Consider the following 18,572-nt stretch of genomic DNA (forward strand, 5'->3'; position numbering starts at 1 on the left):
TGCGTGATGCGTGGTTGAGCGGGCGTCCATCCCGCAGGAGGAATATGCAGATCATGAAGGGAGGAACAGGCAATGACCGGACCGCTGGACCTGCTGGGCGATTTCCCGATCCTGGCGCGCAAAGTGAACGGCAAGCCGCTGTGCTATCTGGACAGCGCATCTTCGGCGCAGAAGCCGCGGGCGGTGCTGGATGCGGTGATGTCGGCCTATGCCGAGGATTATTCCAACGTGCATCGTGGGTTGCACCACCTGTCCGCAGTGATGACCGAGCGCTATGAATCCGTGCGCGGGATCGTTGCCGACTTTCTGAACGCCGAGGAGGACGAGGTGATCTTCACCTCGGGCGCGACCGAAGGGATCAACCTGGTTTCCGCAGCCTGGGCCGCGCCGCGGCTTGGTCCGGGCGACGAGATCGTTCTGTCGGCGGCCGAGCATCACGCCAATATCGTGCCCTGGCATTTCCTGCGCGAACGCCAGGGCGTCGTGCTGAAATGGGTGGATTTCGAGCCCGACGGCACGCTGGACCCGCAGGCGGTGATCGACGCCATCGGGCCGCGGACCCGGCTGGTCGCGGTCACGCAGATGTCGAACGTGCTGGGGGTCGAGGTCGATCTGGCCGCCATCTGCGCCGGTGCGCAGGCGCGCGGCGTGCCGGTGCTGGTCGATGGCGCGCAGGGCGCGGTGCATGCGCCGGTGGACGTGCAGGCCATCGGCTGCGACTTCTATGCGCTGGCGGGCCACAAGCTCTATGGTCCCTCGGGTTCGGGCGCGCTGTGGGTCCGGCGCGCGCGGGCGGCCGAGATGCAGCCCTATCGCGGTGGCGGCGACATGATCCGCGAGGTGACGCGCGAGGCCGTAACCTATGCCGCGCCGCCGCTGCGGTTCGAGGCCGGCACCCCGGCGATCGTCGCCCAGATCGGGCTTGGCGCCGCGCTGGGCTATCTCGGCGGCATCGGCATGGCGCGCATTCGCGCGCATGAGCGGGATCTGGTCGCCCATGCCCGGGCGGAGCTGGCCAAGGTGCCGGGGATCGAGCTGTTCGGCATGGCGCCGGGCAAGGGGCCGCTGTTCTCGTTCCGGCTGCAGCGGGCCGGATCGCCGCAACGCCTGGCGGCGCTGCTGGACCAGGAAGGCATCGCCATACGCGCCGGCTCTTTCTGCTCGCAACCGCTGATGGCGGCGCTGGGGGTCAAGGCGCTGTGCCGCGCCAGCCTGGGCCTCTATACCACCCGCGCGGATATCGACCGGCTTTGCGCCGCGCTCCGCGCCCTGTAGCCGTCAGCCCGACATGCCGCTGTTGCGACAGGCGGCGGCGCCGCGCAGCCGAAAGACGCTGCGCCGCCCCTGTCGCGGCCCCGCGGGCAAGCATCCGGGACCGGAATGCCCGCCCGAGGGGATTGCTCAGACCTCTTGCGCGGTCATCTCATAGGTGAAGGCCTTGGCGTCCAGCTCATCCAGCCGGCCCTGGGCGTTCAGGCCCTGCGGATACATCAGGAAGGGCAGGGCGCCGTCCACGCCGGGCAGGGCCACGTCGCTGGCGGTGTTATAGGCCAGCCAGTTGCCTTCCCAATTGCCGAACAGCGCCGCGTTGACCGGCGCGACCAGCGGATCGGCCGGGTCCTTGATCCAGCGGTCGGTCTCGGCCCGCATCACCTTCAGCACGTCTGCCGGGTCCATTGCCACCCAGCCATGGCCCGCCAGCCAGACCTCGGCCCGGCAATGCTGCGCCCCGGTCACCTCCGGGCTGTTGGCGCCCAGCTGCTTGTAGCCGAAGGCCGAGGGCGCCACGCGCACGCCGTAGATGTCGCGCGCCGGCACGCCCGAGGCGCGCACCAGCCCCACGAAAAGCCCGTTCAGGTCGGCACATTTGCCGCCGAGCCCGGCCGTCGTCAGCGTGGCCTGGATGTCGCCCGGTCCGCAGCCGGGCGTGTCCAGGTTGCGATAGCAATGATTGACGATCCAGGCATAGATCGCGGCGATCTTCTCGCGGTCGCTGGTGGCGCCCTTGGTGATCTCGCGCGCGCGTTCCAGCACCACGCCGTCCAGCGGCTTGAGGCTGGAACCCTTCAGCGCCGCCTCCAGCACCGCCGGATCCTCTTGCACGTCCGACGTCCGGTTCCAGTCCACCACGCGATTGCGGGTCTGAACGCGGCTGACCAGCTCGACCGTGGGCTCGGCGGTCGAGGCATCGAAGCGGGCATGCAGCATCCGCGTCCCGCTGGCCGGATCGGTGACGAAAGCGGCCTCGCTGGCATTGCCGGTAAAACCGTGATCCAGGCTGCGCTGGTAGTCCGTCTCGACCGCCGGCACCGGCAGCCAGACCTGCGTCACGCCCTGCGGCGCGAGCCTGACCCGCGTGCGCAGCTCGAAGCTGCGCCAGTCGGTGGCCGCCGGGGCGAAGCCGCGGGACTCGGGCGCCGCCCGCAGCAGGCCCGGCAGGGCGGGTGTCGCGGCGGCGGCCAGGGCGAGTTTCAGCAGGTTGCGTCGATTGGTGCTGGTCATGGTCGGATCCTCCGGTTTCGTTTGCTTTATGCCGCGATGATGCGGAAACGCGGCACCGCGCTGTAGTCGTAGCCTCCGGCGTTGAACGGGGTCGCGTCGGGCTGGACCGCGCCGCTTTTGTCCGTCAGGCGCGTTTCCACAAGATACTCGCCTGGCAGCGGATCGAAAGGCATTTCGAACCGGACCCAGCTATAGCGGTTGGGGGCGGAATCAAGGATGCGTGCCTCGGCCCATGGTCCGCCATTGACGCGCACATGCACCTTGGCCACGCCATGGCGCGGGGCCGAGGCATAGCCGCGCAGGCTTTGCGGGCCGGCGGGGATGACCGGAACCTCGTCCCGGGCCAGCGGATAATTCGCCGGAATATCGGGTTGCCGGGACAGGGTCAGAGGCAAGGTCAGGAACGACCGTGCGACGTGCCAGGTCACCGGCACGCCGATCACATCCTTCGGCGTGACAAAGCGGAACTCGTCATCCGGCGCGGGCACGGGCGGCGGATAGTCCGGGCCGACCATCGAATGGCCGATCGTATTCAGACGAACCCAGAAATCATGCGAGGCGATCTTGATCTCGGTCAGCCATTTCGTCGAGGCGCCGCCGCACCAGCCGGGAACCAGGGCCCGGACCGGGGCGCCATGGTCGGGCGGCAGCGGCATGCCGTTCATCCTGAAGGCCAGCCCGATATCGTCGGGCCGTTCCAGGATGTCGGCGATCGGCATGGGGCGGCCGGTGTCGGATTCGGTGTTCGGCGCCTTGCCGTCCACGCCCGACCAGAACAGGCAGGCTTTCGCATTCGGCTTCAACCCGACCAGGTCCAGGATATAGCTCATCGGCACATAGTCCCATTCCGCCATGCCGATGCCGCCCATGCCCCAGCCGTTGCCCTTGACCCTTCGATCGCCCTCGAGCATGCCCTCCTGTTCCCAGAACAGGGTGCGGCCGTTTCCTGCGCATTGCATCACGCTCTGGATCCTGCGCGAGGGCATTTTCAGCAGGTCGTCATAGGTGATCTCGATTGGTCGCTCGACGGCATCGCCATGGATGCGCAGCCGCCAGAAGCGGGGATCGACCCGCCGGTCGATTTCGGCGCGCGGCGTGGCGTATTCGTTGCGGATATAGAATTGTTCGACCGGCGTGATGTAGCTGTCGAAATTCCACCAGGCGCCGCCCTGGTTGGTGGCGTTCAGGTCGGTCAGCAGCCCGACATCCTTGACGAAGTTGGGATGAAAGCGCGAGGGGCCGCGACCGCCTTGGCGGTACGTCAGCCTGGCCATCGTTTCGGCCAGAGACAGGCGCGGAATGCCCAGCCCTGCACCGAGGAAACCTGCTGCCATGCCCATGAAAAAGCGGCGTCGCGATATGCCCATCTCTGCCTCTGTATCGGTCCGCCACTCCGGCGTGTGGAGCATCAGTATCAAAGGCAGCCTCGAGAAGCTCGCTTATCATCGTGATGAGGGCTCGAAATTTGTTATGCTTTTCTCGGCATCTCGTGGATGCCGCGTGGACTGCCCCCACCGAGTGGTCCGGGTTGATTGTTAGTGCATCGTCGGCCGCTGGTCTATTGGGATGACGGCTTCCGGTGCGGGTGGGCGGTATCCCAGGGAGCTGTGCGGCCTGACAGTGTTGTAGTGGCGGCGCCATCGCTCGATGAGGATCTGGGCCTCCCTGAGCGAATAGAAGACTTCTGCATCCAGGAGTTCGTCGCGGAATCGAGCGTTGAAGCTCTCGCAATACCCGTTCTCCCAGGGTGAACCCGGCTCGATGAACGCGGTCTTGGCACCAACTGCGCCGATCCAGCCCTGCACCTTCTTGGCAATGAATTCCGCGCCATTGTCGGACCTTATGAACGCAGGCGGGCCACGCAAGATGAACAGATCCGTCAGGGCGTCGATTACGTCGGTGGAATTGAGCCTGCGGTTTACACGGATCACCAGCGCCTCCTTCGTGAATTCGTCGATGATATTGAGCGTCCGAAACAGCCGTCCGTCATGTGTCCGGTCCTGAACGAAATCATAGGACCAGACGTGGTTCGGGTGCTCCGGCCGGAGACGGACGCAGGACCCGTCGTTCAACCAGAGCCGACCCTTCTTTGCCTGCTTTTGCGGGACCTTCAGCCCTTCACGCCGCCATATCCGTTCCACGCGTTTATGATTTACATGCCAACCGGCGTTGTTCAGCAATCCGGTGATCATCCGATAGCCATATCGCCCGTAGGTGCGAGCGAGCGTGATGATGTCTTCCGTCAGCCGTTCTTCGTCCGGGGCGCCGCAAGGAACCTTGCGTTGCGTCGAGCGGTGCTGCCCGAGGATGCGGCAGGCGCGGCGCTCGGATATGCCGAGCGCCTGCCGCACATGGTCAATGCACTGGCGACGGCGCGAAGGGCTTAGAAGTTTCCCCGTGCAGCCTCGCTCAGGATCATCTTGTCCAAGGTCAGATCTGACACCGCGCGCCGCAACCGCTGGTTCTCCGCCTCAAGCTCCTTGAGACGCTTCAGCTGATCCCGGTTCATGCCGCCATACTGCTTGCGCCAGCGATAATACGTCGGCTCGGTCACGCCGATCTGCCGCACCGCGTCGGAAATTGCCATTCCCTGTCCATGAAGCACTTCAATCTGTCGAAGCTTCAGAACGATGTCTTCCGGTTTGTCTCGCTTGCCTGCCATCTGATGGTCCTCCTGAACAGGATATTTCTATCCCAGTGGGTGGACCACTTCAGTGGGGGCACTCCAGGAAGCCCAGCGGCTGATCGCGACCATGGAACAGTTTTCCACGCGCATCGCGGGGCTCAGCTCGCAACTGCCGCGCAACCTGACGCTGGGGATCGTGGACACGATCATCACCGATCCGCTTTGTCCGGTGGCCGGCGCCGTGGCGCTGTTTGCCGAGCGCGCGCCCTCGGTCCATCTCGAGGTGATCACGCTGCCGCCGGGGGAACTGCTGCGCGAGGTCATCGGCCAGAAGATCGACCTGGCCGTCGGCAGCTTCCCGCGCGCGGTGCTAGGGCTGGATTACCTGGATCTGCATGACGAACCCCACCACCTGTATTGCGCGCAGGGCCATCCGCTTTTCGAAGTGCCGGACGGCGATATCGGCATCGACACGGTGCGCGAACACCGCATCATCGCCCGCAGCTACTGGGCGGCGCGCGACATTCGCATCTTTGCCATCGCCGCGCCCCATGCCACCGTCGCCAATATCGAGGCCGAGGCGCATCTGATCCTGTCGGGCGCCTATCTGGGGCACCTGCCGGCGCATTTCGCCGCGCAATTCCCCGGGCGCCTGCGGCCATTGCGCCCGGACCTGCTGTCCTATGCGGCGCATTTCCAGATCGCCGCGCGGCAGGACTGGCAGGATCGCGCCGCCATCCGCTGCTTTGTCGAGGCGTTACAGCAGACCAGCCGCGACCTGTTGATGCGGCGCTAGAAGGTCGGCGGCGTGCAGGCCGAGACGATGACGCAGGGCTCGGCCCCGACCTGGCGGAAGCGGTGGGGCCTGCGGCTGTCGAAATAATAGGCGTCGCCCGGGCCGAGGATGCGGCGTTCCTCGCCCACGGTGATCTCGATCCGTCCGGAAATCACCACGCCGCCTTCTTCGCCCTCGTGCTGATACATCACCCGGCCGGTATCGGCGCCGGGCTCATAGCATTCGTGCAGGATGGTCATGGCGCGGCCGAACTGGCTGTGGCCGACCCGGCGCAGCGACAGCTTGCCCTTGCCCAGCTCGGGCAGGTCGCCGGCCTGGTAGAAGATGGCCTGTTCGGGCTCGGGCTCGAAGGCGAAGAACTCTGACAGGCTGACCGGGATGCCGTCGAGGATGCGCCGCAGCGCGCCGACCGAGGGATTCATCTTGTCCGCCTCGACCAGCGAGATCGTGGCGTTGGTGACATGGGCGCGCTTGGCCAGGGCGCGCTGCGACAGGCCGGCACGCTCGCGCAGGATTCGCAGCCGCGCGCCCAGCCGCAGATCGCCCAGCTCACTGTTTTCCTTGTTCATGATCGTGAACGGTTTCTCATAAGGATCAGGATATTCAACAGCTTGTTCATGACAAGAATTAGACTATCCAAGTGATCTTGAACAGTGCAGATGCGGGGACAACCGGGCCCATCCCGGACCACAGGAGATTTCCCCATGCTGAACACCGAACTCGCCGAACTGCGCCAGTCGACCATTGCCCGTGGCGTGGGGATGCAGACCCAGGTCTATGCTGCCCGTGCCCGCAATGCCGAGGTCTGGGATGTCGAGGGCACCCGCTACATCGATTTCGCCGCCGGAATCGCGGTGGTCAACACCGGCCATTGCCATCCCCGGGTCATCGAGGCCGTCAAGGCGCAGGCCGTGGCCTTTACCCATACCTGCCACCAGGTTCTGCCCTATGAGAACTACCTGCGCCTGGCCGAGCGGCTGAACGCAGCGGTTCCGGGCGATTTCGACAAGCGCACCGTCTTCGTCACCACCGGCGCAGAGGCCGTGGAGAACGCGGTCAAGATCGCCCGCGCCCATACCGGGCGGAACGCGGTCATCGCCTTCGGCGGCGGCTTCCACGGCCGCACCTTCATGGGCATGTCGCTGACCGGCAAGGTCCAGCCCTACAAGGCCGGGTTCGGCGCCATGATGCCCGATGTCTTCCATGTGCCCTTCCCGGTCGCCCTGCACGGCGCCACGACCGAGGACGCCATGGCCGGCATCGAGAAGCTGTTCAAGGCCGATCTGGACCCCGCGCGCGTCGCGGCGATCATCTTCGAGCCGGTGCAGGGCGAGGGTGGCTTCAACCCGGCACCGACCGACTTCGTTCGCGCCATCCGCACGCTTTGCGACCGGCACGGCATCGTCATGATCGCCGACGAGGTGCAGACCGGCTTTGCCCGCACCGGCACGCTGTTCGCGATGGAGAGCCACGGTATCGCTGCCGACCTGACCACCATGGCCAAGGGCCTGGCCGGCGGACTGCCGCTGGCCGCCGTCACCGGCCGGGCCGAGATCATGGATGCGGCCAATCCCGGCGGTCTGGGCGGCACCTATGGCGGCAACCCGCTGGGCATCGCCGCGGCCCATGCGGTGCTGGACGTGATCGAGGAGGAAGACCTCTGCGCCCGCGCCAACCGGCTCGGCTCGCGCCTGCGCCAGCGGCTCGAGGCGATCCGCGCCACCACCCCGGAACTGGCCGAGGTGCGCGGGCCGGGCTTCATGGTCGCGGCCGAGTTCACCGCCGCCGACGGCAAGGAGCCGAACCCCGACCTGGTGAACCGCATCCGCGCCGAGGCGCTCAAGCGCAAGCTGATCCTGCTGACCTGCGGCACCTATGGCAACGTCATCCGCTTCCTGGCGCCGCTGACCATCGACGAGGCGCATTTCGCCGAGGCGCTGGACATCATCGAGGAATCGATCGCCGCCGCGAGGGCCGCATGATGCTGGACGACAAGCAGGTGCTCAAGCTGGACGATCCCTCGCTGCTGACCGGCAGCGCCTTCATCAACGGGTCGCGCTTCAAGGGCGACAAGGTTTTCAGCGTGACGAACCCGGCCACCGGGGCGGAGCTGGCCACGGTGGCCGACATGGGCGCGGTCGAGATCCGCGCCGCCATCGACGCCGCCCATGCCGCGCAAAAGCCCTGGGCCGCGCGCACCGGCAAGGACCGGGCCGCGATCTTGCGTCGCTGGCACGACCTGATCCTGGCCAACCAGGAGGATCTGGCCCGCATCCTGACCGCCGAGATGGGCAAGCCGCTGGCCGAGGCGCGGGGCGAGATCGCCTATGGTGCGTCCTACGTCGAATGGTTCGCCGAGGAGGCCAAGCGCGTCTATGGCGACACCATTCCCGGCCACATGCCCGACAAGCGCATCATCGTGCTGAAGCAGCCGGCGGGCGTCGTCGGCGCCATCACGCCCTGGAACTTCCCGAACGCTATGCTGGCGCGCAAGATCGCCCCGGCCCTGGCGGCGGGCTGCACCATGGTTGCGCGACCCTCGGAGTTCACGCCGCTTTCGGCCCTGGCGCTCGGCGTCCTTGCCGAGCGTGCCGGCATTCCGGCGGGGGTGCTGAACATCGTCCCCGGCCTGGATGCCGCCGGCATGGGGGCCGAGCTTTGCGCCAATCCCAGGATCGCGAAGATCAGCTTCACCGGCTCGACCCGCGTCGGCAAGATCCTGATGCGGCAGGGGGCGGATACGATCAAGAAGCTGTCGCTGGAACTGGGCGGCAACGCGCCGTTCATCGTCTTCGACGACGCCGACCTGGATGCGGCGGTCGAGGGCGCCATGGCCGCCAAGTTCCGCAATGCCGGCCAGACCTGCGTCTGCGCCAACCGCATCTATGCGCAGGCGGGTGTGCATGACGCCTTCGTCGAAAAGCTCGCGGCCCGTGTCTCGGCGCTGGCGGTCGGCGACGGCCAGGTCGACGGTGTCGCGATCGGTCCGCTGATCAACGACGCGGCCCTGGCCAAGGTCGAGGACCATATCGCCGACGCCCGGGCGCATGGCGCGACCATCGCCACCGGCGGGGCGCGCCATGCGCTTGGCGGCAGCTTCTTCCAGCCGACCGTGCTGTCCGGCATGACGCCCTCGATGAGGATCGCGCGCGAGGAAACCTTCGGCCCCGTCGCCCCGGTCTGGCGCTTCGAGACCGAGGCCGAGGCGGTAGCCCTGGCCAATGCCAGCGAATTCGGGCTGGCGGGCTATTTCTACGCCCGCGACCTGTCCCGCGTCTGGCGCGTGGCCGAGGCGCTGGAGGTCGGCATGGTGGGCGTGAACACCGGCCTGATCTCGACAGAGGTGGCGCCCTTCGGCGGCGTCAAGCAATCCGGCCTCGGCCGCGAGGGCAGCCGTTACGGCATCGAGGACTACCTCGAGATCAAATACATGTGCCTGTCGGTCTGAAAATGAGTGCTGTCCGGTTGGTTGATCCTCGGTCCTTCCGAGGTTCAGCCCAAAGGCACGTCCCTTCAGCATCTAGCTGCTCAGTCTTGGCATCTGGTGGATTGGGTTGAGAATGAATCTGTCGGGCTCTGATGTGCAGATCTTGCAGATGTATTCGTAGGGGTGAGACTGCTGAGGGTTTTGAGCCTTCGTGCGAAGTTGTATGCCACCACAGTCGGCGAGGTGCGTTCGCAGCTGGACGTGGCTATCGTAATGGAAGCGCTTGACGTTCAGCGGGAAAACGATCCCCCGGATCGTTTTCTGATCCGCTTCATCCTCCTTGATGGTTCGATTCATGCGTTCGATTTGGCCATTGTGATCAGCCCCCACTAGGGGCAGGACCCATTGATTTTCCGCTTGCGGCGTGATTCAGCGTCTGCCGGGAGACCTGATGATGACAGAGGTGGTTCGATTGATCTGAACAGGTTCCGGGCGTTTTCAAGTGGTTTTCTGCCTCGGTTATGCCGCTGCCGCTTCGGGCATTGGCGGGGTGAAGTAGGCCTGATCGGGCGTTTTCCCGTCAAGCGATGAATGCGGACGGCGGCTGTTGTAAAAGCCGAGATCGCGGCCGATCCCGGCGCGGGGCTCAGACACGCTGGCCTAGGCCCGCAGGTAGACCTCCTCGTATTTGACCGTCCGCCCCAGACGCTCGACGAAGACGTTGTCGCGCCAGGCGCCTTTGCCATCCATGTGGACTTGATCTCTCGGGCGGCCAGAACCTTGATGAAGTCGATGGACGTAAACTGGCTTCCCTGAGCCGTGTTGAATAGCTCGGGCGTGCCGTGACGTGCCAGTACCTTCGCGACGGCTTCCTTGCAGCACTCGGCCTCCAGCGTGATCGACACCCGCCATGCCAGGACACGGCTTCGGTGAACCAGTCGAGCACGGCAGCCAGATAGATGAACCCGCGGGCCATGGGAATGTAGGTGATGTCCATCGCCCAGACCTGATTGGGGCGGGTGATCGGCAGCTTCCTGAGCAGATAGGGGTAGATCTTGTGCCCCCGGCGCTGGCTTCGAGGTGTTAGGTCGGGTAGAGCGCCTCGATGCCCATGCGCTTCATCAGCGTGGCAACGTGCAGCCGCCCGACCTTGAACCCTTCCTGGATCAGCAGGCCCTGCAGCATCCGGCTGCCCGCGAAGGGGAATTCCATGTGCAGCTTGTCGATGCGGTGCATCAGCTTCAGGTCCGCGTCCGACACCGGGCGGGGCTTGTAGTAGACGCTGCCCCGGCTGACCCCCAGCACGATGGCCTGTCGGCTGACGCTCAGCTTGGCCGAGGGATCGATCATCTTTTTGCGCTCGGCAACAGACCCGCCTTGCCGCGCGCGCCGGACAAAAAATCGTTCTCCAGCGTCAGCTCTCCGATCTTTGCATGCCGGGTCTTCACATCGACGATCGGTTCTGGCTCAGCTTTCGCGGCTTCGCCGAACACCCCGGTCGCGCCCTCGAGCAGCTGGTCACGCCACTGCTTGATCTGGTTCGGATGCACGTCGAAATCCTGCGCCAGCTCGATCAGCGTCTTCTCGCCCTTGATCGCGGCTGCCGCCACCTTCGCCTTGAAGGCCGGGTGTGGTTCCGGCGCGGTCGTCTTCCCATGGTCTTCTCCTCGCTCGCAGCATCATGCTGCCCAATCGCCGGGAAATTGATCCACTGGATCAATTTCTGGCCCGGCTCATACGCGGAAAATCCACTTATCCCGGCTGTTCAGATTTCCGGAGCCACCTCTGTCGCTGGTGATCTACGCCATCCTTACCGGGGAATCGATTGGCAAGCTGTTATCGTCGCCATCGTGCCCGCCCTCATCGCCGTCTTGGGTTATATGCTGGTGGTGATGATGATTGTCGCCCGCAACCCCGACGCGGGCCCCGCCAGCATTCCCGCATCGCTGGGCGAGATCCTGCGCTCTTTTGTCGGCGTGCTGCCGGTAAGCCTGGTATTCCTTTTTGTCATCCTCAGCATCTATCTGGGCTGGGCCAGCCCGACCGAGGCTTCGGCCGTCGGGGTCGTCGGTTGTGGCGTGGTTGCCGCATTGTCGGGAGACCTGCGGCCGGCCGCCTTCCTGCAATGCCTGCTGGGGACCGCCGAGGCGACGGTGATGATTTTCATCATCCTGTTGGGGGCCGATATGCTGAATGCGGCGCTGGCGCTGACCAACATGACCCATCAGATCGCCGATATCATCGTCAACAGCGGCGTCGCTCCGCCGCCGCGGACGCGCCATGACGTCGAGGAGCGCATCGGCGCAGCTGAACCGGCCGTTCGACAAGGTCCATGTCGCCAATGCCGCGAACACCGCGGTTCCGGCGGGAGCCGCGCCTTGTCCAGGCTGCAACCATGCATCCCGGACCTTCCCGGCCTGTCGCCCGATTTGGCCGGCGCTGGCCCTGCCGATCACGGTGCAAGAGCCCATGCCCGGGCGCGATCTGATCGCCGCCCGTTCGGCACGTCCGAGGCCGGCATCGGCAGCGGCACCGAAATCCGCGCGCCTGGCGGTGCTCGCGCGCATTCCAACGCCCGTCGGACGCGGGCGCCGGGTGTGGCCGTCAGAGCCCAGGCGCACACCTCGCACCGGCTCGGCCTTGTTTGCGCGCGGGCTTGCCCCTACTCTGGCGGTCCGCGACCGGAAAGCCATGCCATGAGCCATAAACTGACTGCCCTGCACCGCCGGATCGCCGGCGAGTCGCGGCTGTTCGCCGGCCTGCCGCCGGCCATGATCGAAGGGCTGCTGGACGTGGCCCAGGTGCGCCGTCTGGCGCGCGGGCAGGCGCTGTTCCACCAGGGCGACCCGGCGCAGGCCATCCACATCATGGCCGAGGGCTGGCTGAAGCTCTATCGCATCGCGCCGAACGGCGCCGAGGCGGTGGTCGGCGTCATGACCCGCGGCCAAAGTTTCGGCGAACCCATCGCGCTGCGCCGCGCCGCCTATCCGGTCTCGGCCGAGGCCTCGACCGCCTGCGAGGTGGTGGCGGTGCCGGCGCAAGCCTTCCTGAACCTGCTGCAGGCCCATCCCGAGGCGGCGATCGCCATCCTGTCCGCGACCTTCCTGCATCTGCAGGGGCTGGTCGAGCAGATCGAGCAGCTCAAGGCCCGCTCGGGCGCGCAGCGAGTGGCCGAGTTCCTGCTGGACCTGTGCCCGCCCGATGCCGAAAGCACCACGGTGGTGCTGCCCTATGACAAGATGCTGATCGCCGGCCGGCTGGGGATGAAGCCGGAAAGCCTGAGCCGCAGCTTCGCCCGGTTGCGGCAATGCGGCGTGCGCATCGACCAGGCCAGCGCCGTGATCGATTCGGTGGCTCGCCTGCGCGAGGTCGCCCATGCCGAGACCGCGCCCTAGCCAAGCGCGACAAGGCACAGCGCGCCGATCGCGGCAAGCCAGATGCCCAGCGGCAGCATGGCGGCGCCCAGCCAGCCGGGTGCTGCGCGCAGATGCAGGAAACCGCCCAGGATCGCCCGCGCCTTGAGCCAGGCCAGCGCCAGCAGCGCCAGGGCCGCCAGCCTTCCATCGATGCCGGCCAGCAGCGCGGTCGCCAGCGTCAGCCCCAGAAGCAGCAGCCAGGTTCGGGTCAGGGCGTCCATGATTTCCCTACCAGATCAGATAGATGACGGGCAGGATCAGCACCCAGACCAGATCCACCATATGCCAGAACATTGCCCCGGCCTGCACCGGGGCCGGCCGGGCCCGGATCGCGACCAGCGCCAGCACCGCCACGCCGGCAATGACATGGGCGGCGTGAAAGCCGGTCAGCAGGTAATAGAAGGTATAGAAGGGATGGCCGTCCATCCCCAGGCCGGCGCGGATGTCGCGGGCGTATTCCACCGCCTTCAGCGCCAGGAACATCAGCCCGCCGAGCCCGGCGAGCCCCAGCCCGATCCGGGCGCGCCGGCGATGGCCGGCAGCGGCGTCGCGTTCCGCCCGCGCCGCGAACAGGCCCGAGGTGACCAGGATCACCGTGTTCAGCGCCGCCAGCCGCCCGTCCAGATGGCCCTGCGCGGCGGCAAAGCCCTGCGGGTCGCGCAGCCCCATCGCCACCATGGCGGAAAGCCCGGCGGCAAAGACCAGCACTTCCGAGGCGATCAGGATCCACAGGATCAGCTCTCCCGGCAGGTCGTCGATCCGCATCACAGCACCAGCTGGCGATAGATTTCCGGCAGGGCGCCGGTCAGCCGGTCGGGATCGCGGATCACCGAGAAACCGCCCTGGCCGAAGATGCGCGGGAACCAGCTTTGCGCGCCCTTGTCGATGGTGATGCCAAAGACCGCATGGCCGGCGCGGCGGGCCTGGCGCACGGCCATGGCGCTGTCCTCGATGCCGTGGCGGCCCTCGTAATGGTCCAGGTCGTTGGGCTTGCCGTCGGTGATGACGATCAGCAGCCGGCGCGAGCGGCCCTCTTCGGCGAGCCCGGCCGAGGCGTGGCGGATCGCGGCGCCAAGCCGGGTATAGAAGCCCGGGCGCAGGGCGTGGATGCGCGCCTCGACCTCGCGCGACATGGGTTCGGTGAAGGGCTTGCAGTCGTGGATCCAGACCCGGTCGCGCTTCAACGAGGAAAAGCCCTGGATGGCGAAGCGGTCGCCGCAGGCGTCCAGGCCCCAGGCCAGCGCGGTCAGCGCCTCGCGCGCGATGTCGATGACCGGGCGCCCGGTGACGGCGCTTTCGGTCGAGCGCGAGACGTCGAGCAGGATCGAGACGGCGAGGTCGCGGTTCTCCTGCCGGGCCTGCTGCCAGATGCGATCGCTGCCGCGCCCGGTGGCGCGCAGGTCGGCGATGCTGCGCAGCGCGGCGTCGAGGTCCAGCTCGTCGCCGTCGGGCTGGGCGTGGCGGATCGCCCTGGCCGGCCGCAGCGCCTGGAACTGGCGGCGCACGGCCTCGATGCGGCGGCGGGCGGCGGGATCGGTGACGCCGGCGTAATCGGGCACCGGCTTGACCGGGGCGGCCAGCACGCGGCAATGGTCGGGCATCCAGACGCCGCCCCTCGCGTCCCATTCGGGATAGGTGAAGCGGCCGGCGATGCGCTCGCGGTCCACGTCCTCGGGGGCGAGGTCGAGATGCAGCTTCAGCTTGGTCGCCGGCGCCTTCGAGACCTGGCCCAGCACGATCTCCTCATGGTCGTCGGCGGCCTTCTTGGCATTGTCGAGGTCGTCGTCCTCGACCCGGCGGTTGATGTTCATCATCTCGGCCCAGGTCAGCATCGCCTCGAACTTGTAAAGGATGATGCTGTCCTTGCGCTCGGCCTGGTCGGATTTCATCCGCCGGGTCTTGCGGGCGGTGCCGTCGCCGCCTTCCTCGGGGGTGCCGTCCGTGGGCAGGCTTGCGACCTGCTCGCCGGGGGCCTGGCTCAGGCCGCGCAGGTCCGGCCACATCGGCACCGGCAGCACCGGGCGATAGCCGCGCGGCGCCTGCCAATGCGCGGGCGGGGCGGCGTAACCGGCCAGCAGCGCGGGCTCCGGCGGCTGCGGATCGCCCAGCAGGTGGCGGACCAGGATTTCGACCTGCGCCTCGGTTCCGCGCAGGGCGGGGCGGCGGCGGGCCTGCAGATGCGCGGCGGCCAGCCGCGACCACAGAGCGGCCAGGCCCGGCGCGGCATCCAGCGTCGCGCGCAGCATCGCCATGCCGGCGGCGATGCCGGCCAGATCGGCGCGAAGCGGATCGGCCTCGGCGGCGAAGCGCGGGGCATGGGCCGAGGCCGCGGCCAGCCACAGATAGAGCCCCTCGTTGTCCTGGGCCCGCGGGAATTCGGCCAGCTCGGCCGGCAGGCGCAGGGCGTCGCCGTCGAAGCTGCTGCGGGCCAGGCGTTCCTGTTCAAAGGCCAGACGGCGCCGCCAGGAGATGCGGTGGCGGCCGGACTGGTCGGCCACCGGCTTCAGCTCGACATCGGCCGCCCCGCCGAGGCCCCGGAACAGCACGGCGATGCGGCCGCGCATGTCGTCGAAGCGGACGGCGGCCTCGGGGTAGCGCTGCGGCGGGTCCATGCGCGAGGCGATCAGGTGCCACAGCTTGCCGACGGTTTCCTCGGGCTCCCAGGGGGCGATCTCGATATGGGCCATGGCTTTATCCCGTCACCGCCACGGCCAGGTCCAGCAGGCCCTTGCGGGTGTCGGCATCGTCGGTCAGGGGCTCGATCATCGCAGCAAGGATGGCGCGTTCCAGCGCCATGCCGCCGGCGATCAGGGTCGCGGCATAGACCACCAGCCGGGTCGAGACGCCTTCCTCGAGATCCTGGCCCTTGAGCCCGCGCAGCTTGTTCGCCAGCCGCACCAGCAGCGCCACGCGATCCTCGTCCAGCCCGCTTTCGCGCGCCACCACGGGGATTTCATGCTCGGGCCGCGGGAACGTGAATTCGACCGACAGGAAACGCTGCCGGGTCGAGGGCTTCAGCGTCTTCATGATGTTCTGGTAGCCGGGGTTGTAGGATGCCACCAGCATGAAGCCGGGCGCCGCCTGCAATTCCTCGCCGGTGCGGTCGATCGGCAGGATGCGGCGGTCGTCGGTCAGCGGGTGCAGCACCACGGCCACGTCCTTCCTGGCCTCGACCACCTCGTCGAGATAGCAGATCGCGCCCTGGCGCACGGCCCGGGTCAGCGGGCCGTCGACCCAGACCGTCTCGCCGCCCTTCAGCAGATAGCGGCCGATCAGGTCGGCGGCCGAAAGGTCGTCGTGGCAGGCGACCGTATAGAGCGGCCGGCCCAGCCGCGCCGCCATATGGGCGACGAAGCGGGTCTTGCCGCAGCCGGTCGGGCCCTTCAGCAGCAGGGGCAGGTTGGCGGCATGGGCGGCGGCGAAGATCTGGCACTCGTCGCCCTGGGGCAGGTAGAAGGGGGCGCTTGCCCCCTTCATGTCGAAGGTTCCGTCCATCGTTTCACTCCGCTGCGACATGGTCGGGATCATTGGCCAGCCGTTCACGTTCGACCGGGCCGGGGCGCACCACTTCGCGGCGCGGCACCAGGAGCGAATAGATCAGCATATAGGCGCCGATGACCACCGCGACGCCCGCGCCCAGCCGCATCCAGTAGAACAGCGCGATCTGGTCCTGCACGTCCATGTAATATTCGCCCAGGACGCGCTGCAGGTGGGTTTGCAGCGTGCCGGCAAAGGTCAGCACGAAGGTCATGAACAGCATGCCGCCGGACATCAGCCAGAAGGCGGCCATGTTCAGCACCTGGTTATAGGGATCGCGCCGGCGCAGGATCGGCAGCGCATAGGTGAAGAGCGCGAGGTTCAGGCAGACATAGGCGCCGTAGAACGCCAGGTGCCCGTGCGCCGCGGTGACCTGGGTGCCGTGGGTATAGTAGTTCACCCCGTGCAGCGTGTGCAGGAAGCCCCAGACGCCTGCGCCGAAGAAGGCCAGGACCGAGCAGCCGAGGCTCCAGAGCAGCGCCGCCTTGTTCGGATGGTCGCGCCGGCCCTTCCAGACCATGACGAAGGCAAAGGCCATCATGGCGAAGAACGGCACGATTTCGAAGCTCGAGAAGATCGAGCCGATCCACTGCCAATAGGCGGGCAGGCCGATCCAGTAGTAATGGTGCCCGGTGCCGAGGATGCCCGAGAACAGCGCCGTGGCGACGATGACATAGAGCCATTTCTCCACGACCTCGCGGTCCACGCCCGTCAGCTTCAGCATCAGGAAGCCCAGGATCGAGGCCATGATCAGCTCCCACACGCCCTCGACCCACAGGTGGACGACGTTCCACCAGTATTGCTTGTCGAGCGCCAGGTTCGACGGGTTGTAGAACGAGAACAGGAACAGCAGCGCCAGCCCCCAGAGCCCCAGCAGCAGGATCGACGAGATCACCGTCTTGCGGCCCTTGAGCACGGTCATGCTGACGTTCCACAGGAAGATCAGCGCCGCGATGACGATGCCGGCCTTGACCCAGCGCGGCTGCTCGAGGAACTCGCGCCCCTCGCGGCCCAGCAGGAAGTTGCCCTCGAAGAGGTTGAAGAGATAGGTCACGACCACGCCCGCCGTGCCGATCACCAGGATGGCGAGCTGGATATAGGCGGCCTTGACCGAGTGGATCTCGCGCTCGGCCTCCTCGGGGATCAGGAAATAGGCGGCGCCGAAAAAGCCGGTCAGCAGCCAGACGATCAGCGAGTTGGTGTGCAGCATCCGGCCGATGTTGAAGGGCAGGATCTCGGACAGGAAGTTCGGGTTGACGTAGATATAGCCGATGACCACCCCCATGGTGACCTGGACGGCAAAGAGGATCAGCGCGACATAGATATAGGCCAGCGCGATCTTCTGGGATTGGTATTTCATGATGGTTCCCTTTCGCTCAGCCGGCGTCGTTCGGCGGCCAGTCCTGGGTGTTGATGCGGCCGGTCCACAGCAGGAAATCCGACAGCGCGCGGACGTCCTCGTCACTCAGGTTGAACTGCGGCATCTGGCGGCGGCCGGGCGTGCCCGAGGGCTGGGCATCCATCCAGCCTTTCAGCGTCTCGAAGGCCATGTCGGGATCGTCGTCGACGCCCCAGCGTTTCATGACATTGCCGACCTCGGGTGCGAAATAGGCGCCTTCGCCCAGGATCGAATGGCAGTTCACGCAGGCCTTTTCCTCCCACACGTGCTTGCCGCGCTTCACGCTGTCGGTCAGCCCCGCCTGATCGGTCGAGACATGGGTGATATACCAGTGGCCGTGAACGAACAGGCCGATGAAGATGAGAATGAAGAACAGCGACCCACCATAGAAGATGTTGCGGGCCATGCTCTTCGTCAGGACTTCGCGCATGGCAAAGACCTCCGGGAGTTGTTGGCGATGGCCCTGATATGGCGGTGCGGCGGCGCGGTTGCCTTGACAGAAGTCAAGGATGACAAAAATCCTTTCTGCGCATGATGCGGCATCACAGGAGAACCCCATGCCGACCCGATGGCCCGTCTGGAAACTCGCGATCCTGCTCTATGTCTTTGCGGCGGGGGCGGTGGCGATCAACCTTTTCATGCTGGGCCTGCTCAGCCAGGCCTTCGGCCTAACGGCGCTGTCGCCGCGCGCCGCGCTGGCCTGGTCGGTGCCGCTGGGGGTTCCCGCGGCCTGGCTCGCCGGGCGCTGGGTTTCTCGCCTTCTGGATGAAGCCCGGGAGGGTTGACCCGGAGCGGTTTAACGGCTTTCCTGTCCATTCCGACCAAGTTGTGCTGGCGCAATGTTACCGACACGCGCCTGCGCCATGGTC

16 protein-coding genes and 2 pseudogenes are annotated in these 18,572 nt (G+C 66.6%); 6 read left to right on the forward strand and 12 right to left on the reverse strand.

Annotated features, from left to right (window positions below):
* The first annotated feature begins 72 nt into the window (after positions 1-72).
* Complete coding sequence (locus tag ASV56_RS16305; protein ID WP_062563030.1) at positions 73-1,275, forward strand: aminotransferase class V-fold PLP-dependent enzyme; 1,203 nt, start codon at positions 73-75, stop codon at positions 1,273-1,275.
* 126 nt (positions 1,276-1,401) lie between these two features.
* On the opposite strand, the gene ASV56_RS16310 is transcribed toward ASV56_RS16305, so the two are convergent.
* The 3 genes from ASV56_RS16310 to ASV56_RS16320 all read right to left on the reverse strand — a co-directional run bounded on the left by ASV56_RS16310 (position 1,402) and on the right by ASV56_RS16320 (position 5,164).
* Positions 1,402-2,502: a transglutaminase-like domain-containing protein gene (locus tag ASV56_RS16310; RefSeq protein ID WP_062563031.1), complete on the reverse strand. Its 1,101-nt coding sequence runs from the start codon at positions 2,500-2,502 to the stop codon at positions 1,402-1,404.
* Positions 2,503-2,528: 26 nt separating this feature from the next.
* Positions 2,529-3,776 (reverse strand): molybdopterin-dependent oxidoreductase, encoded by a 1,248-nt coding sequence (locus ASV56_RS16315; protein WP_216635404.1) that lies wholly within the window; start codon positions 3,774-3,776, stop codon positions 2,529-2,531.
* A gap of 261 nt (positions 3,777-4,037) precedes the next feature.
* A protein-coding gene (locus ASV56_RS16320) for an IS3 family transposase (RefSeq protein WP_152988090.1) occupies positions 4,038-5,164 on the reverse strand; the annotation gives its coding sequence in 2 pieces (ribosomal slippage) (positions 4,038-4,900 and positions 4,900-5,164; 1,128 coding nt in all).
* Positions 5,165-5,255: 91 nt separating this feature from the next.
* Between ASV56_RS16320 and ASV56_RS16330 the strand changes: the two genes are divergently transcribed.
* The gene (locus tag ASV56_RS16330; RefSeq protein ID WP_062563033.1) at positions 5,256-5,924 is read left to right on the forward strand and encodes a substrate-binding domain-containing protein; all 669 of its coding nucleotides are present in this window, start codon (positions 5,256-5,258) and stop codon (positions 5,922-5,924) included.
* Here ASV56_RS16330 and ASV56_RS16335 read toward each other — a convergent pair.
* Positions 5,921-6,493, reverse strand: coding sequence for a cupin domain-containing protein (locus ASV56_RS16335; protein WP_062563034.1), 573 nt, complete (start codon positions 6,491-6,493; stop codon positions 5,921-5,923). The two genes, ASV56_RS16330 and ASV56_RS16335, sit on opposite strands and share 4 nt — an antisense overlap.
* 135 nt (positions 6,494-6,628) lie before the next feature.
* Between ASV56_RS16335 and ASV56_RS16340 the strand changes: the two genes are divergently transcribed.
* Entirely contained in the window at positions 6,629-7,906 is a 1,278-nt protein-coding gene (locus tag ASV56_RS16340) for a 4-aminobutyrate--2-oxoglutarate transaminase (protein ID WP_062563035.1), read from the forward strand.
* Complete coding sequence (locus tag ASV56_RS16345) at positions 7,906-9,372, forward strand: NAD-dependent succinate-semialdehyde dehydrogenase (RefSeq protein WP_156429215.1); 1,467 nt, start codon at positions 7,906-7,908, stop codon at positions 9,370-9,372. Before ASV56_RS16340 ends, ASV56_RS16345 begins: the two co-directional genes overlap by 1 nt.
* Before the next feature lie 72 nt (positions 9,373-9,444).
* Here ASV56_RS16345 and ASV56_RS24565 read toward each other — a convergent pair.
* Together ASV56_RS24565 and ASV56_RS16355 are read right to left on the reverse strand one after the other, a co-directional pair.
* A pseudogene (locus ASV56_RS24565) lies at positions 9,445-9,726 on the reverse strand (hypothetical protein); the annotation flags it as partial.
* A 144-nt stretch (positions 9,727-9,870) separates the two neighbouring features.
* Positions 9,871-11,008: pseudogene (locus tag ASV56_RS16355) on the reverse strand (IS3 family transposase).
* A 238-nt stretch (positions 11,009-11,246) separates the two neighbouring features.
* On the opposite strand from ASV56_RS16355, the gene ASV56_RS24960 reads away from it, so the two are divergent.
* Positions 11,247-12,746 (forward strand): cyclic nucleotide-binding domain-containing protein, encoded by a 1,500-nt coding sequence (locus tag ASV56_RS24960; RefSeq protein WP_367577135.1) that lies wholly within the window; start codon positions 11,247-11,249, stop codon positions 12,744-12,746.
* Here the strand turns inward: ASV56_RS24960 and ASV56_RS16370 are convergent.
* Genes ASV56_RS16370 through ASV56_RS16395 form a run of 6 tightly spaced genes read right to left on the reverse strand, consistent with a single transcriptional unit; the run spans position 12,743 to position 18,133 of the window.
* Positions 12,743-12,988: a cytochrome C oxidase subunit IV family protein gene (locus ASV56_RS16370; RefSeq protein WP_062563037.1), complete on the reverse strand. Its 246-nt coding sequence runs from the start codon at positions 12,986-12,988 to the stop codon at positions 12,743-12,745. The genes ASV56_RS24960 and ASV56_RS16370 overlap by 4 nt on opposite strands.
* A 7-nt stretch (positions 12,989-12,995) precedes the next feature.
* A complete protein-coding gene (locus tag ASV56_RS16375) occupies positions 12,996-13,532 on the reverse strand; it encodes a cytochrome c oxidase subunit 3 (RefSeq protein WP_062563038.1) in 537 nt (178 codons plus the stop codon).
* Entirely contained in the window at positions 13,532-15,454 is a 1,923-nt protein-coding gene (locus ASV56_RS16380) for a nitric oxide reductase activation protein NorD (protein ID WP_062563039.1), read from the reverse strand. Before ASV56_RS16380 ends, ASV56_RS16375 begins: the two co-directional genes overlap by 1 nt.
* Before the next feature lie 4 nt (positions 15,455-15,458).
* Entirely contained in the window at positions 15,459-16,262 is an 804-nt protein-coding gene (locus ASV56_RS16385) for a CbbQ/NirQ/NorQ/GpvN family protein (protein WP_172823785.1), read from the reverse strand.
* 4 nt (positions 16,263-16,266) lie between these two features.
* Positions 16,267-17,664 (reverse strand): cbb3-type cytochrome c oxidase subunit I, encoded by a 1,398-nt coding sequence (locus ASV56_RS16390; protein ID WP_062563041.1) that lies wholly within the window; start codon positions 17,662-17,664, stop codon positions 16,267-16,269.
* 16 nt (positions 17,665-17,680) lie between these two features.
* Positions 17,681-18,133 carry a c-type cytochrome gene (locus ASV56_RS16395; RefSeq protein ID WP_018000764.1) on the reverse strand — a complete coding sequence of 151 codons (453 nt, stop codon included), beginning with the start codon at positions 18,131-18,133 and terminating at the stop codon, positions 17,681-17,683.
* Positions 18,134-18,260: 127 nt separating this feature from the next.
* Here ASV56_RS16395 and ASV56_RS16400 point away from each other — a divergent pair, with 127 nt between their 5' ends.
* Complete coding sequence (locus tag ASV56_RS16400; protein ID WP_018000765.1) at positions 18,261-18,488, forward strand: hypothetical protein; 228 nt, start codon at positions 18,261-18,263, stop codon at positions 18,486-18,488.
* Positions 18,489-18,572: the final 84 nt, after the last annotated feature.

Source organism: Paracoccus aminovorans (assembly GCF_001546115.1).
Taxonomy (GTDB): Bacteria; Pseudomonadota; Alphaproteobacteria; order Rhodobacterales; family Rhodobacteraceae; genus Paracoccus; species Paracoccus aminovorans_B.

Bases quoted from the DNA above. Each gene is read 5' to 3' on its own strand.
- ASV56_RS16315 (WP_216635404.1), bottom strand. From the start codon at position 3,776: ATGGCCAGGCTGACGTACCGCCAAGGCGGTCGCGGCCCCTCGCGCTTT.
- ASV56_RS16310 (WP_062563031.1), bottom strand. From the start codon at position 2,502: ATGACCAGCACCAATCGACGCAACCTGCTGAAACTCGCCCTGGCCGCC.
- ASV56_RS16395 (WP_018000764.1), bottom strand. From the start codon at position 18,133: ATGCGCGAAGTCCTGACGAAGAGCATGGCCCGCAACATCTTCTATGGT.
- ASV56_RS16400 (WP_018000765.1), top strand. From the start codon at position 18,261: ATGCCGACCCGATGGCCCGTCTGGAAACTCGCGATCCTGCTCTATGTC.
- ASV56_RS16380 (WP_062563039.1), bottom strand. From the start codon at position 15,454: ATGGCCCATATCGAGATCGCCCCCTGGGAGCCCGAGGAAACCGTCGGC.
- ASV56_RS16340 (WP_062563035.1), top strand. From the start codon at position 6,629: ATGCTGAACACCGAACTCGCCGAACTGCGCCAGTCGACCATTGCCCGT.
- ASV56_RS16345 (WP_156429215.1), top strand. From the start codon at position 7,906: ATGCTGGACGACAAGCAGGTGCTCAAGCTGGACGATCCCTCGCTGCTG.
- ASV56_RS16390 (WP_062563041.1), bottom strand. From the start codon at position 17,664: ATGAAATACCAATCCCAGAAGATCGCGCTGGCCTATATCTATGTCGCG.
- ASV56_RS16385 (WP_172823785.1), bottom strand. From the start codon at position 16,262: ATGGACGGAACCTTCGACATGAAGGGGGCAAGCGCCCCCTTCTACCTG.
- ASV56_RS16305 (WP_062563030.1), top strand. From the start codon at position 73: ATGACCGGACCGCTGGACCTGCTGGGCGATTTCCCGATCCTGGCGCGC.
- ASV56_RS16335 (WP_062563034.1), bottom strand. From the start codon at position 6,493: ATGAACAAGGAAAACAGTGAGCTGGGCGATCTGCGGCTGGGCGCGCGG.
- ASV56_RS16330 (WP_062563033.1), top strand. From the start codon at position 5,256: ATGGAACAGTTTTCCACGCGCATCGCGGGGCTCAGCTCGCAACTGCCG.
- ASV56_RS16375 (WP_062563038.1), bottom strand. From the start codon at position 13,532: ATGCGGATCGACGACCTGCCGGGAGAGCTGATCCTGTGGATCCTGATC.
- ASV56_RS24960 (WP_367577135.1), top strand. From the start codon at position 11,247: ATGATTGTCGCCCGCAACCCCGACGCGGGCCCCGCCAGCATTCCCGCA.
- ASV56_RS16370 (WP_062563037.1), bottom strand. From the start codon at position 12,988: ATGGACGCCCTGACCCGAACCTGGCTGCTGCTTCTGGGGCTGACGCTG.